Annotated in this window: 12 protein-coding genes; 10 read left to right on the top strand and 2 right to left on the bottom strand. The window is 65.3% G+C overall.

Annotated features, from left to right (window positions below; translation table 11 throughout):
• The first annotated feature begins 293 nt into the window (after positions 1 to 293).
• Both XH83_RS11715 and XH83_RS11710 read left to right on the top strand, forming a co-directional pair.
• Entirely contained in the window at positions 294 to 1,943 is a 1,650-nt protein-coding gene (locus XH83_RS11715; protein WP_194407144.1) for a glycosyltransferase family 39 protein, read from the top strand.
• Between the two features lie 120 nt (positions 1,944 to 2,063).
• Positions 2,064 to 2,843 carry a class II aldolase/adducin family protein gene (locus XH83_RS11710; RefSeq protein WP_145663372.1) on the top strand — a complete coding sequence of 260 codons (780 nt, stop codon included), beginning with the start codon at positions 2,064 to 2,066 and terminating at the stop codon, positions 2,841 to 2,843.
• A gap of 189 nt (positions 2,844 to 3,032) precedes the next feature.
• On the opposite strand, the gene XH83_RS11705 is transcribed toward XH83_RS11710, so the two are convergent.
• Both XH83_RS11705 and XH83_RS11700 read right to left on the bottom strand, forming a co-directional pair.
• Positions 3,033 to 4,439 carry a M20/M25/M40 family metallo-hydrolase gene (locus XH83_RS11705; protein ID WP_194408231.1) on the bottom strand — a complete coding sequence of 469 codons (1,407 nt, stop codon included), beginning with the start codon at positions 4,437 to 4,439 and terminating at the stop codon, positions 3,033 to 3,035.
• A 131-nt stretch (positions 4,440 to 4,570) separates the two neighbouring features.
• Positions 4,571 to 6,193: a helicase HerA-like domain-containing protein gene (locus XH83_RS11700; protein WP_194407143.1), complete on the bottom strand. Its 1,623-nt coding sequence runs from the start codon at positions 6,191 to 6,193 to the stop codon at positions 4,571 to 4,573.
• A gap of 349 nt (positions 6,194 to 6,542) precedes the next feature.
• Between XH83_RS11700 and XH83_RS11695 the strand changes: the two genes are divergently transcribed.
• The 8 genes from XH83_RS11695 to scpA all read left to right on the top strand — a co-directional run bounded on the left by XH83_RS11695 (position 6,543) and on the right by scpA (position 13,909).
• On the top strand, positions 6,543 to 6,908 hold the full coding sequence (locus XH83_RS11695; protein ID WP_194407142.1) for a DUF2267 domain-containing protein: 366 nt from the start codon (positions 6,543 to 6,545) through the stop codon (positions 6,906 to 6,908).
• A gap of 41 nt (positions 6,909 to 6,949) precedes the next feature.
• Complete coding sequence (locus XH83_RS11690; protein WP_194407141.1) at positions 6,950 to 7,357, top strand: DUF4332 domain-containing protein; 408 nt, start codon at positions 6,950 to 6,952, stop codon at positions 7,355 to 7,357.
• 233 nt (positions 7,358 to 7,590) lie between these two features.
• Positions 7,591 to 8,460 (top strand): dihydropteroate synthase, encoded by an 870-nt coding sequence (gene folP, locus XH83_RS11685; protein WP_194407140.1) that lies wholly within the window; start codon positions 7,591 to 7,593, stop codon positions 8,458 to 8,460.
• Positions 8,460 to 8,828: a dihydroneopterin aldolase gene (gene folB / locus XH83_RS11680; protein ID WP_194407139.1), complete on the top strand. Its 369-nt coding sequence runs from the start codon at positions 8,460 to 8,462 to the stop codon at positions 8,826 to 8,828. Before folP ends, folB begins: the two co-directional genes overlap by 1 nt.
• 1 nt (position 8,829) lies before the next feature.
• A complete protein-coding gene (gene folK / locus XH83_RS11675; protein ID WP_194407138.1) occupies positions 8,830 to 9,321 on the top strand; it encodes a 2-amino-4-hydroxy-6-hydroxymethyldihydropteridine diphosphokinase in 492 nt (163 codons plus the stop codon).
• Positions 9,322 to 9,403: 82 nt separating this feature from the next.
• Positions 9,404 to 11,275, top strand: coding sequence for a methylmalonyl-CoA mutase family protein (locus XH83_RS11670; protein ID WP_194407137.1), 1,872 nt, complete (start codon positions 9,404 to 9,406; stop codon positions 11,273 to 11,275).
• Positions 11,272 to 11,736, top strand: a complete 465-nt coding sequence (locus tag XH83_RS11665; protein ID WP_194407136.1) for a GFA family protein — start codon at positions 11,272 to 11,274, stop codon at positions 11,734 to 11,736. The genes XH83_RS11670 and XH83_RS11665 overlap by 4 nt, the downstream gene beginning before the upstream one ends.
• Before the next feature lie 16 nt (positions 11,737 to 11,752).
• Positions 11,753 to 13,909, top strand: a complete 2,157-nt coding sequence (scpA, locus tag XH83_RS11660) for a methylmalonyl-CoA mutase (protein WP_194408230.1) — start codon at positions 11,753 to 11,755, stop codon at positions 13,907 to 13,909.
• Positions 13,910 to 13,950: the final 41 nt, after the last annotated feature.

Below are 13,950 nucleotides of genomic sequence, written 5' to 3'. Positions count from 1 at the left end.
GCACGTCCACACGCGACCCGTCACGCCACGATACCGTCATACGGTGTTCCACGCCAACGACCAAATACAAGCAGCGTTCCTAATGGGAAGGAAATCAGGGACTTATTCACATTCCCTTCAGCTAGGGCTCGCTACTGCTGGGTGACTGCCGCTGATCCGGAATTGCTGCGTCGCATCAGGAATTTAGCCATAATGCCCAATTACTTGGTAATGGAACTGCGCTATAGGGAGTCCGGGGTTGAGGCCCGCGCGCACCAGCAGGGCCAAGAGGGGATTCCGGGGCACCGATAGCCATGACATCCATCACGACTTCGGCGATCGACACGCCGCAGCGGCGCTCGGTCGAACGAACTTGCGACGATCTTGCCATGCTGGTGCTGGCTGCGGTCGCCGTCATTGCCGGCTTGACCTTCCGCGACTACGGCCTCGGCTGGGACGATTACACCCACGCTGAATATGCCGACCTGCTGCTGCGCATGTTCGGTTCCGGCTTCAAGGACACCGCGGCGCTCTCCTTCGCCAATCTCTACATGTATGGCGGCGGCTTCGACATGGTCGCGGCCCTCCTGCACAAGATCATTCCGCTCGAATTGTTCGAGACACGACGCCTGGTCGGCGCCATCGTCGGCGTGATCGGACTTGCGGTGACCTGGCGCCTCGCCCGCCGCATCGGCGGCCCCCTCGCCGGCCTGGCCGCACTCCTGCTGCTCGCGCTGTGCCCGATCTTCTACGGCCACATGTTCATGAACCCGAAGGACGCGCCCTTCGCGGTGGCCATGATCATCCTGATGCTCGGCCTCGTCCGGCTCGCCGAGGAATATCCTCAGCCGTCGCCGCGCACGATCCTGATCGTCGGGCTCGGCGCCGGCCTCTCGCTCGGCTGCCGCATTCTCGGCGGGCTTGCGCTGGTCTATGCCATGCTCGGCTTTGTGCCGCTGTTCCTGGAGGAACTGCGCGGCGAGGGTCTGCGCGAGGCTATCAGGCGCTTCGCCCATGTCGTCTATGTGCTGCTGCCCGGCCTCGCGTTCGGCTATCTCGTGATGGGCCTGATCTGGCCGTGGTCGATCCTGGAGCCCGGCAATCCCTTCGAGGCGCTGACCTATTTCTCGCACTTCTTCGAGAAGCCGTGGAAGGAGATGTTCGACGGCGCGATCGTGTCGGTGCCCGACATGCCGTGGTCCTATCTGCCGACGCTGTTCGCGCTCCAGTTGCCCGAAGTGATGCTGGTGCTGACGGCCGGCGCCGTGGTCAGCACCTTCGCCATGCTGCCGCGAGGCCACGTGCCGGCGCGGCGCAAGACCATCATGCTGATGCTGACGCTGGCTGCGACCCTGCCGCTCGCGATCGCGATGGTGAAGCGGCCGGCGCTGTACAACGGCATCCGCCATTTCGTGTTCGTGATTCCGCCGATGGCGGTGCTGGGCGGCGTCGCATTCGCGAGGGCAATGGAGCGCCTGCGCGCCAATCACCGCACCTGGCAGCCGGTCGTGCTCGCGACCTTCTGCTTCGGCCTCGCGCTGTCGCTCGCCGAGATGATCCGGCTGCATCCCTATCAATACACGCATTTCAACCACATCGCCGGCACCGTGCGCGGCGCCGACGACCGCTTCATGCTGGACTATTGGGGTCTGGCGCTGAAGCAGGCCTCCGACGAGTTGCGCGAGCAGATCGTCGAGCGCCAGGAAGTGCCGCCGGCTGGCCGCAAATGGAAGGTCGCGGTGTGCGGTCCGCAGCGCCCGGCGCAGGTCGCCCTCGGGCCCGACTTCACCATTGGCTGGGATTCCAACGCGGCCGATTTCGCGATGACGCTCGGCGAGTTCTACTGCAAGGGCCTCACCGCGCCCGTGATGGTCGAGATCAAGCGCGACGACGTGGTGTTCGCCCGCGTCTACGACATCCGCGGCCGCAGCATTTCCAGCCTGCTGTCGATCCCCGCGCCGTAATGATCTTCGTGGCCCGCTCCATGCGGGCTACGCTGGACTGCCGCGCTCTGTGTGCCTTGCTGCCAACCTGGAGCGGTACTACGCTCCTCCCCGCAACAACGATGTTCGGAGAGACCAGCCATGTCGCCAGCGGAAGCGCGCCTGAAGGAAGTGCCGTCCAACATGACGGAGGCCGAGTGGCAGCAACGGGTCAATCTCGCCGCCTGCTATCGCTTGGTCGCGCTGTACGGCTGGGACGATCTGGTCGACACCCACATCTCCGCCCGCGTGCCCGGTCCCGACCATCACTTCCTCATCAACCCCTATGGGCTGATGTTCGACGAGATCACGGCATCGAGCCTCGTCAAGGTCGACCTGCACGGCAACCAGCTCTCCGAGAGCGAATACAGCATCAACCCGGCCGGCTTCACCATTCATTCTGCGATCCACGAGGTGCGCGAGGACGCGATCTGCGTGCTGCATCTCCACACCCTCGACGGCACCGCGGTGTCGAGCAGCGCGGAAGGTCTGCTGCCCCTGAACCAGACCGCCCAGCTCGTCACCCACGACCTCGCCTATCACGACTACGAGGGCATCGCGCTCGACCACGACGAGCGGCCGCGGCTGCAGAAGGATCTCGGCGACCACAATCACATGCTGCTGCGCAATCACGGCACGCTGACGGTCGGCCGCTCGGTCGCCTCCGCCTTCGAGCGCATGTACCACCTCGAGCGCGCCTGCTCGATGCAGGTGCGCACGCGCGCGCTCGGCACGCCGGTCTATCCGGTCGAGGAGATCGCGATCGAGAAGAACACCGAGCTGCTCGCCAACCGCGATCGCGCCGAGCTGCGCGCGACGAACCTCGTCTGGCCGCCCTTGCTGCGCAAGCTCGATCGCGAACTGCCGGGCTACCGGTCTTGAGATTTTCGGGATTTGGTGTAGAGTAGCTCTCAACGAACCTCTACGCCTTTTGGAATGAAACGCCGCCCAATTCCGGGCGGCGTTTTTATTTGGCCCACTCGTCATTGCGAGAAGCGAAGCGACGAAGCAATCCGCGGCGGGATTTCTGGATTGCTTCGCTGCGCTCGCGATGACGCGGACAGAGTGCCCTTATTTCACCTCCGCCAGCGCGGCGAGGATCCTTGCCCACGACCGGATGCCCTTCTGGAAGCTGCGCAGGTCGTATTTCTCGTTCGGCGAGTGGATGTTGTCGTCATCGAGGCCGAAGCCGACCAGCAGCGAGTCGAGGCCGAGCGTGCGTTTGAAGTCGGCGACGATCGGGATCGAGGCGCCCGAGCCCATCAGCACGGTCTCCTTGCCCCATTCCTCCGTGAGCGCCTTGCTGGCCGCCGCAAGCGGCTTCATGTTCCAGTCGAGCGCGACGGCGGGCGCGGCGGAATGGTCGCCGAACTCGACCTTGCAGTCGCCCGGCAGCCGCGCCGTGACGTAGTCGCGGAAGGCTTTGCGGATCTTTTGCGGGTCCTGCCCTTCGACCAGGCGGAACGAGACCTTGGCCGAGGCATGCGAGGGGATCACCGTCTTGGAGCCCTCGCCGATATAGCCGCCCCAGATGCCGTTGACGTCGCAGGTCGGGCGCGACGATGCCTGCTCGATCAGCAGGCGGCCCTTTTCGCCCGCCGGGATCGACAGGCCGATCGGCTTGAGGAACATCTCCGGCGTCAGGTTGAGCTTCTTCCATTGCGCGAGGATGTCCGGCGGCAGATCCTTCACCCCGTCATAGAAGCCGGGAATGGTGATGCGGTTGTCATCGTCGAACAGGCCGCCGAGAATTTTCGTGAGCACCCGGATCGGGTTCATCGCGCTGCCGCCGAACACGCCGGAATGCAGGTCGCGATTGGCGGCGGTGATCTTCAGCTCTTCATAGAGCAGGCCGCGCAGCGAGGTCGTGATCGCCGGCGTGTTGCGATCCCACATGCCGGTGTCGCAGACCAGCACGTAGTCGGCCTTGAACTCGTCCTTGTTGGCCTCGATGAAGGGCACGAAATTCTTCGAGCCGACCTCCTCCTCGCCTTCGATCAGGAAGGTGACGTCGATCGGCAGCGAGCCGGTCACTTTCTTCCAGGCACGGCAGGCTTCGACGAAGGTCATCACCTGGCCCTTGTCGTCCTCGGCGCCGCGCGCGACGATGATCTTGCGGCCGTCGGCGTGGTCGGTCACGACGGGCTCGAACGGCGGACGGTGCCAGAGATCGAGCGGATCGACCGGCTGCACATCGTAATGGCCGTAGAAGATCACATGCGGCCGCCCGCCGGACTTGCCGTCTCCCTGGGTCTTGCCGACGATGGCGGGATGGCCCGCGGTCGACCTCACCTCGGTGGCGACGCCGAGGCTCGCGATGTCCTTGGCGAGGTGGTCCGCCGCCGCCTTGCAATCCCCGGCAAAGGCCGGATCCGCGGAAATCGACTTGATCCGGAGCAGTGCGAACAGACGCTCCAGGCTGTTGTCGAAGTCCTTGTCGATGTGATCGAGCACGGATTGAAGCTGCGCATGGGCCATGGTCATGTTCCTGATTTCCGGTGTCGAGATATCTGCGCTTTTAGCGCCGCCGCCGCGCCGGTGCCAGCCACGACACGACGTAGCAAGCCTGCGCACGGCGGGCGTCTCGAAGGTGGCGACGCGAGAGCTGCCTACCTTCGCAGCAATCCGCCGAGCGCGCCGCGAACCAGCGTGCGGCCGATCGAGCCGCCGAGCTGGCCGCCAAGCGATTTGCCGATATTGGCCGCCATCCCGCCGATCACCCGGTTGGTGACCGATCGCGTCACATCCCGCGCGATGACCTGGCCGGTCGACATGCGGCCACGCTTGACGTTGGTGCCGAACACCGTGCCGACGATCGAGCCGATCTGGCCAAGAATCCCGCCGCCGCTTCCGCCAGCCGATCCGTCGGTCGTCGCCGCCGTGCCGGCGATGCGCTTCTGGATCATCTCGTAGGCGGACTCCTCATCGACCGCGGTGTCGTATTTACCCTTCACCGGGCTTGCAGCCATGATCGCCTTGCGCTCGTCCGGCGTGATCGGTCCGATGCGGGCCGACGGCGGACGGATCATCACCCGCTCGACCATGGTCGGCGTGCCGTTACCTTCGAGGAAGGACACCAGCGCCTCGCCCTTGCCGAGCTCCATGATCACCTTGGCGGTATCGAGCTTGGGGTTGGGCCGGAAGGTCTGGGCCGCGGCCGCGACCGCCTTCTGGTCGCGCGGGGTGAAGGCGCGCAGCGCGTGCTGCACCCGGTTACCCAACTGTCCGAGCACACGGTCGGGCACGTCGATCGGGTTCTGCGTCACGAAGTAGATGCCGACACCCTTGGAGCGGATCAGGCGGACCACCTGCTCGATCTTGTCCATCAGCGCCTTGGGCGCGTCGTTGAACAGCAGATGCGCCTCGTCGAAGAAGAACACCAGCTTCGGCTTGGGCAGATCGCCTGCCTCGGGCAACTCCTCGAACAGCTCCGACAGCATCCAGAGCAAAAATGTTGCGTAAAGCCTGGGGTTCTGCAGCAGCTTGTCGGCGACCAGGATGTTGACCATGCCTCGGCCGTCGCGGTCGGTCTTCATGAAGTCCTTCAGCGTCAGCGCCGGCTCGCCGAAAAATTTGGTGCCGCCCTGGTTCTCCAGCACCAGCAGCTGGCGCTGGATGGTGCCGACGGTGGCCTTGGTGACGTTGCCGAACCCCTGCGCCGCCTTTTTGACGTCGGCCAGCGGGCTCTCTTCGGCGTCCGCCCCCTTCTTCCCGCTATCGGGCACGATTGCGTCGAGCAGCGCGCGGAGATCCTTCATGTCGATCAGGGTCAGCCCGGCGTCGTCGGCGACGCGGAAGGCGACGTTGAGCACGCCTTCCTGCACGTCGTTCAGATCGAGCATGCGCGCGAGCAGAAGCGGCCCCATTTCCGTGACGGTCGCGCGCACCGGGTGGCCCTGCTCGCCGAACACATCCCAGAACACCGTCGAGAACTGGTCGGGCTGGAATGTCAGCCCCATCTCGGAGGCGCGCTTGAGGATGAAGTCCTTGGCTTCGCCGACCTCGGAGATGCCGGAGAGGTCGCCCTTGATGTCGGCGGCGAAGACCGGAACGCCGGCGCGCGCAAATCCTTCGGCCATGACCTGCAGCGTCACGGTCTTGCCGGTTCCGGTTGCACCGGTGACGAGGCCGTGGCGATTGGCGAGCGCCAGCGTCAGCCATGCCTGCTCGTCTCCCTTGCCGACGAAGATCTTGTCGTCGGTATCGCCGAGCTTGCTGTCCTGTGCGGTCATACTTCTCTCTGATCTCTTCTGCCGGGTTTCGCGTATTGAAACTCGAATGCACCAGTTCCGTAGTTTAACGCATGTCGCGCGCCGATTAAAACCATTCAACGCGCTCCGCGCATGCGACATTGTCGGAAACCGACGAATGCTATCAGCCAAAAGTAGGAACGAGCCGTTCGCAACGCGGCAATTTTTCGCCGATTCCATCTCCGCTCTTGCAACGCTGCAACACCTTTTGCGCGTTCGAAGGTGAATCGCGGCGAGGCCCGCGTTCATCGCTTGTATTTCGCATCACACCGGCTCAAGATCATTTTCGAAAGCAATACTCCGGCATACAACCGGCTGAGGGGCGGGCCTTATGGACGAGCTGATCGGGCGGCTGGCGACAAGCGCCAGCATAGATGGTGCTGTCGCTGAAAAGACCGTCGGCATCATCCTGGGCTTCCTCCGCAGCGAGGGTCCTCCCGATAGCGTGCAGGCCCTGATCGATCATATCCCCGGAGCGGAAGCCGCGATCGAGGCATCCAGGAGCGGCGGCGGACTGTCGCGGCTGATGGGCGGCGGCCTGATGGCGGTCGGCACGCGCCTGATGGGCCTGGGGCTCGGCATGTCGGAGATTCAAAACGTCGCCCGTGAACTTTTCCGCTTCGGCCGAGACAAAATCGGAGCGGATCAGATGGGCAAGATCGTTGCGGGGACGCCGGGCCTCAGCCAATTCGCCTGAGCCTTATTTCGCCTGAGCCTTGGCATTTCATATCGAGTATCATGACATATCCGATCTCCGAGATTGAGGGCCTGTCGGTCTTTGCCGCCAACAAGTTGAAGGCGGAAGGTATCCGCACCACCGACGCGCTGCTCGAGGCGGCCGGCACGGTGAAGGGCCGCAAGGCGCTGTCCGCCAAGACCGGCATCAGCGAGCAATTGCTGCTGGAATGGGCCAACGTCTCCGACTACATGCGTATCCCCGGCATGGGCCGGGCCAAGGTCGGCCTCGTCCGCGCCGCCGGCGTCACCACCGTGCGCGAGCTCGCCTATCGGAATCCGGCAAGGCTGGCCCAGAGCATGCGCGACGCCAACGAGAAGAAGAAGCTGCTCCGTATCCTGCCCTCCGAGAAGTCGGTCGGCGACATCATCGCCAAGGCGAAGAAGCTGCAGCCGAAGATCACGTATTAGCTGTGGCGTATCGGTCCGCCCTCTCCCCGTCATGCTGAGGTGCGAAGCACGGGACGCAGCGCGTCCCGTGGAGCGCCTCGAAGGATGAGCCGCCACACCTCGACAGCCGGGCCGTCGCCCTTCGAGGGCCGCTGAAGGAGCGGCCACCTCAGGGTGACGGGAAAGCGAGGCTCGTAGCCCTCGGCATCCCGACCCCGCTTGACTCCCCCTCCCCGACCGCTAAAGCCACCCGCATGAATGCCTCGCCCTCCCCAACCGTCTCCCCGGCCGGCTCGGCCGGGCCAGATGCGCTGCGGACGCTGCTGGAACGGCCTGTCCCGGCGGTGATGGGCGTGCTCAACGTCACCCCGGACTCCTTCTCCGACGGCGGCGAGTTCATCACGCCCGACAAGGCGCTCGCGCGCGCGCGGGCGATGATCGCGGACGGCGTCGACATCATCGATATCGGGGCCGAGTCCACCCGGCCCTACAAGGGCGCGAAGCCGGTCACGGCGGGCGACGAGCTCGCCCGGCTGAAGCCGGTGCTGGCTGGCGTCGCGGCCCTCGGCGTGCCGGTCTCGATCGACAGCATGAAGGCGGAGGTTGTGGCCTTCGCGCTCGACCAGGGCGCGTCGATCGCCAACGACGTCTGGGGCCTGCAACGCGACCCCGCCATGGCGCCGCTGGTGGCCGCAAGAGGCGTCCCCATCATCGTCATGCACAACCGCGACGACGCCGATCCCGCCATCGACATCGTCACGGACATGAAGACGTTCTTCCTGCGCTCGCTGGATATCGCCGCCAAGGCCGGCATCGCCCGCGACAAGATCGTGCTCGATCCCGGCATCGGCTTCGGCAAGACCGCCGAGCAGAGCATGACCGCGCTGGCGCGCTTGCGCGAATTCGAGATGTTCGGCCTGCCGATCCTGGTCGGCGCCTCGCGAAAACGCTTCATCGCCTCGGTGTCGCCGTCCGAGCCATCGGAGCGTCTCGCCGGCTCGATCGCCGCGCATCTGATCGCCGCGCAGCGCGGCGCCAAGATCATCCGGACCCATGACGTCGCCGAGACCCTGCAGGCCCTGCGGGTCGCGCACGCGATCGAGGGCAAGCCAGAGGGCAAGTAATGACCGACACGATCTTCGTCACTGGCCTGTCGATCCATGCCCGCCACGGCGTGATGGATCACGAGACCGAAGTCGGCCAGCGCTTCGTCATCGACCTCGAACTCTATACCGATCTCTCGGAGCCCTCGCGCAGCGACCGGCTCGCCGACACCGTGTCCTATGCCGACGTGGTGGCGACGACGACGGCGGCGTTCAAGAACACCAATTACAAGCTTCTGGAGCGCGCCGCCGGCGCGGTGGCCGATGCCATCCTGTCGCATTTCCCGCGGATCCGCGCCGTGAAGATCACAGTGCACAAGCCGCATGCGCCGATCGCCGCGATCTTCAACGATGTCGGCATCATGCTGACGCGCTCGCGGCATCCATAAGATGGCAAGCGTGCTGATCGCGCTCGGCGGCAATGTCGGCGATGTCCGCGGGACATTCACCAAGGCGATCGCCCATATCTGCGGCATGGCGCAGGGTGCGCTGATCGCGCGGTCCTCGGACTACGCGACGCCGCCCTGGGGCGACGAGGATCAGGCCCCCTTCATCAATGCCTGCGTCGAGATCGAGACCGGCCTCGATCCGCACGCGCTGCTGTTCGTGCTGCAGAAGGTCGAGCAGAAGTTCGGCCGCACGCGCGACAAGGATCGGCGCTGGGGCCCGCGCACGCTCGATCTCGACATGATCGCCTATGACGATGTGTCCTTGCAGAAGCCCGACCTGACCTTGCCGCATCCGCGCCTGTTCGAGCGCGCCTTCGTGCTGGTGCCGCTGGCCGAGATCGCGCCGGACCGCGTGATCTCGGGCATTCGTCTGCGCGACGGGCTCGCCAGCGTCTCGACGCAAGGCATTGAGCGGCTTCCGGATACCGGTTAACCAAAAACGACCGTTTGCAGGGACGGTCCGCCGTGGCAAATTCGCCCCGCGAATAACAAGACGTTTGGGAGCCCCTCGCCGCATGACCTCCGTGACTGACGACCTGCCGCTGGCGGCGGATTTTCCCAAGGCGACCGTCGAGGACTGGCGCAAGCTGGTCGATGGCGTGCTGAAGGGCGCGCCGTTCGAGAAACTGGTCGGCAAGACCTATGACGGACTCAAGATCGATCCGCTCTATCCGCGCGCCAAGGGTGTCGCGCCCGTGGCGGGACGGGCTGCGGCCGCGCCCTGGCAAATCATCCAGCGGATCGACCATCCCGATGCGGCGCTCGCCAATGCGCAGGCCTTGCAGGATCTGGAGAACGGCGCGACCGGGCTCGCGCTGGTGTTCGCCGGCGCCAACGGCGCTTACGGTTTCGGGCTGGAACCTTCGGCCGACGCGGTCGCAAAGGTCCTGAAGGACATTCATCTCGATGCCGGCATCGGCCTGGAGCTTCAGATCGGTCCGCAGTCACGGATGGCGGCGATCCATGTCGCGGAATACGTGAAGATCCAGGGCCTCGATCCCGCGGCCTGCAACATTCGCTTCGGGCTCGACCCGCTCGCGGCCGGCGCGGTGTGGGGCCACAGCCCTTACACGTGGGAAGAGATCGCTCCCGCGATCACCGGTGCCATCAAGGGCCTCGCCGGGCTCGGCTTCAAGGGACCGTTCGCCTCCGCCGACGGACGCGTGATCCACGATGCCGGCGGCTCCGAGGTGCAGGAGCTCGCCTTCGTGCTCGCTTGCGGCATCGCTTATCTGCGCGCGATCGAAGGCGCCGGTATTCCGCTCGAGCAGGCGCAAGGCATGGTCTACGCGCGGCTGTCCGCCGACGCGGACCAGTTCCTGACGATGGCCAAATTCCGCGCGCTGCGGCTGCTCTGGGCGCGTATCGAAACAGCGTGCGGGCTGACGCCGAAGCCGCTGTTCATCGCTGCCGATACGGCCTGGCGCATGCTGACGCAGCGCGATCCCTATGTGAACATGCTGCGCGCGACCATCGCGACGTTTGCTGCCGGCCTCGCCGGCGCCAACGCGATCACCGTGCTGCCGCATACGCTGGCGCTCGGGTTGCCCGATCCGTTCGCGCGCCGCGTGGCGCGCAACACGCAGCTTTTGCTGCTGGAAGAAAGCAACCTCGCCAAGGTCAGCGATCCCGCAGCGGGCGCCGGCGGCATCGAGACGCTGACCGCGCAGCTTTGCGAAGCCGCCTGGGCCCTGTTCCAGGAGAGCGAGAAGGCCGGCGGCGCTTTTGCCGCGCTTCAGCGAGGCCTGTTCCAGAGCAAGGTCGCGGCCGCGCGAAAAGCGCGTGACGCCAACATCGCAAAACGCCGCGACGTGCTGACCGGCGCCAGCGAGTTTCCGAACCTGCATGAAAGCGAAGCTACCGTCCTGAAGGCGACGCCGGTCGCGCTCGCCCCCTATGGCGAGCAGAAATATAAATTCGATCCGCTGCCGCCGATCCGGCTGGCGGAACCGTTCGAGGCGCTCCGCGACAAATCCGATGCGACGCTGAAAGCGCGTGGCGTGCGGCCAAAAGTGTTCTTGGCCAATCTTGGTACGCCCGCCGATTTCACGGCGCGCGCGACCTTTGCCAAGAGCTTCTTCGAGGCCGGCGGCATCGAGGCCACGGGCAGCGAAGGTTTTGCCGATCCGGCGAAGCTGGCTGCGGCCTTCAAGGCTTCCGGCGCCGAGCTCGCCTGTCTGTGTTCCAGCGACAAGGTCTACGCCGATCAGGCGGAACCTGCCGCGAAGGCCCTGCAAACCGCGGGCGGCCGACATATCTATCTGGCGGGCCGCCCGACGGAAGCCGAGGCGGCGCTGCGGACCGCCGGCGTCACGGGTTTTGTCTTCGCGGGAGGCGATGCGCTTGCCACGCTGCAAGACGCCTATCGACGGATGGAGCAGGCATGACCGACACCAGCAAACCCGTTCTCACCGGCGGCTGCCAATGCGGCGCGGTGCGTTTCGGTGTCACGACGGCGCCGAACAGGGTCTCGATCTGCCACTGCCGCATGTGCCAGAAGGCGGCCGGTGCGCCCTTCGCCTCCTTTGCCGACATCAACAAGACGGACTTCGCCTGGACCAGGGGACAGCCGTCGTTCTTCCGCTCCTCCACCATCGCCGAGCGCGGCTTCTGCGCCGCCTGCGGCACGCCGCTGAGCTTCGGCCGCATCGACGGCGACCGGATCGAGATCATGACAGGCGCGTTCGATCGCCCCGACCGGGTGATCCCGACGCGCCAGTTCGGCACGGAATCCCGCCTCGGCTGGGTGGTCGGCATCGCCAATTTGCCGAGCCAGACCACGCAGCAGAATTACGGACCGGAGAAGATGGCGACCATCGTCAGCCATCAGCATCCGGATCATGATTGATGATATGGTTGAAGCCATGAGCCGCATTCCGAATTTTGCCGACATCGCCTTCGCAAGGGCTACCACCGCCGCGCCTGCGGGCAGCGCCGAGCCGTGGCTGACGCCCGAGGGCATTCTGGTGAAGCCCGCCTATGGCGAGGCTGATCTTGCCGGGCTCGATTTCCTCGAGACCTATCCGGGCATTGCGCCGTACCTGCGCGGCCCCTACCCGACCATGTATGTCAACCAGCCCTGGACCGTCCGGCAGTATGCCGGCTTCTCCACGGCGGAGGATTCCAACGCCTTCTATCGCCGCAACCTGGCTGCGGGACAGAAGGGCCTCTCGGTCGCCTTCGACCTCGCGACCCATCGCGGCTATGACTCCGATCATCCGCGCGTCGGCGGCGACGTCGGCATGGCCGGTGTCGCCATCGATTCCATCTACGACATGCGCACGCTGTTTGCGGGCATTCCGCTCGACCAGATGAGCGTGTCCATGACCATGAACGGCGCGGTGCTGCCGATCCTCGCGCTCTACGTCGCCGCCGCGGAGGAACAGGGCGTGCCGCCGGAGAAGCTGTCGGGCACCATTCAGAACGACATTCTGAAAGAGTTCATGGTGCGCAACACCTATATCTATCCGCCCGCGCCCTCGATGCGGATCATCTCGGACATCTTTGCGTACACCTCGCAGAAGATGCCGAAGTACAATTCGATCTCGATCTCCGGCTATCACATGCAGGAGGCCGGTGCGACGCAGGACCTCGAGCTCGCCTATACGCTCGCCGACGGCGTCGAATATCTGCGCGCCGGACTTGCCGCAGGCTTGGATGTCGACCGCTTCGCGCCGCGCCTGTCGTTCTTCTGGGCGATCGGCATGAACTTCTTCATGGAAGTGGCAAAACTGCGCGCCGCGCGGCTGCTCTGGGCGAAGCTCCTGAAACCCTTCAACCCGAAGGATCCGCGCTCGCTGTCGCTGCGCACGCATAGCCAGACCTCGGGCTGGTCGCTGACCGCGCAGGATGTCTTCAACAACGTGATGCGCACCACTGTCGAGGCGATGGCGGCAACGCAAGGCCACACCCAGTCGCTGCACACCAACGCGCTCGACGAGGCCTTGGCGCTGCCGACCGATTTCTCGGCGCGCATCGCCCGCAACACCCAGCTGTTCCTGCAGCAGGAGAGCGGCACCACCCGCATCATCGACCCCTGGGGCGGCTCATATTATGTCGAGCGGCTGACGCGCGACCTCGCGGCCAAGGCGTGGGGCCACATCCAGGAGGTCGAGGAGCTCGGCGGCATGGCCAAGGCGATCGAGGCCGGCCTGCCGAAGTTGCGCATCGAGGAAGCCTCAGCCAAGACCCAGGCGCGGATCGACGCCGGCAAGCAGGCGGTGATCGGCGTCAACAAGTACAAGCCGACCGACGAGGACAAGATCGAGATCCTGAAGGTCGACAATTCCAACGTCCGGCGCCTGCAGATCGACAAGCTGACGCGGCTGAAATCCGAGCGCAATCAGAAGGACGTCGATGCCGCGCTCGCCGCGATCACGCGTTCGGCCGGCGAGGGCAACGGCAATCTGCTGGCGCTCGCGATTGATGCTGCGCGCGCCAAGGCGACCGTCGGCGAAATTTCCGACGCGATGGAGAAGGTGTTCGGCCGGCACCGCGCCGAGATCAAATCCATCACCGGCGTCTACAAGCGGGAGGCGTCCAGCATGGGCAACCAGGTCGAGAAGGTTCAGGCGCTGATCGACGCCTTCGAGGAAGCGGAAGGCCGCCGCCCGCGCATCCTGGTCGCCAAGATCGGCCAGGACGGCCACGACCGCGGCCAGAAGGTGATTGCGTCCGCGTTTGCCGATATCGGCTTCGATGTCGATATCGGGCCGCTGTTTGCCACCGCGGATGAAGCCGCCCGGCAGGCGGTCGAGAACGACGTGCACATCCTCGGCGTCTCCTCGCTCGCCGCCGCCCATCTGACCGCAGTACCGGAGCTGAAGGCAGCGCTGAAGAAGCAGGGCCGCGACGACATCATGATCATCGTCGGCGGCGTGGTGCCGCCGCAGGATTACGATGCGCTCTATGCCGCAGGCGCGGAAGCCATCTTCCCGCCGGGCACGGTGATCGCGGAGGCCGCCGAGGAGTTGATCCGCAAGCTGAACACCCGGCTCGGGCATAGCGAGGCGGCGGAGTAGCTTCGCCGTCTATTTTCCGGCAAGAAAGGTTTGCGTGATGT

The sequence above is a fragment of the Bradyrhizobium sp. CCBAU 53351 genome (assembly GCF_015291745.1).
Taxonomy (GTDB): Bacteria; Pseudomonadota; Alphaproteobacteria; order Rhizobiales; family Xanthobacteraceae; genus Bradyrhizobium.
This window is presented reverse-complemented; position numbering and strand designations above follow the sequence as displayed.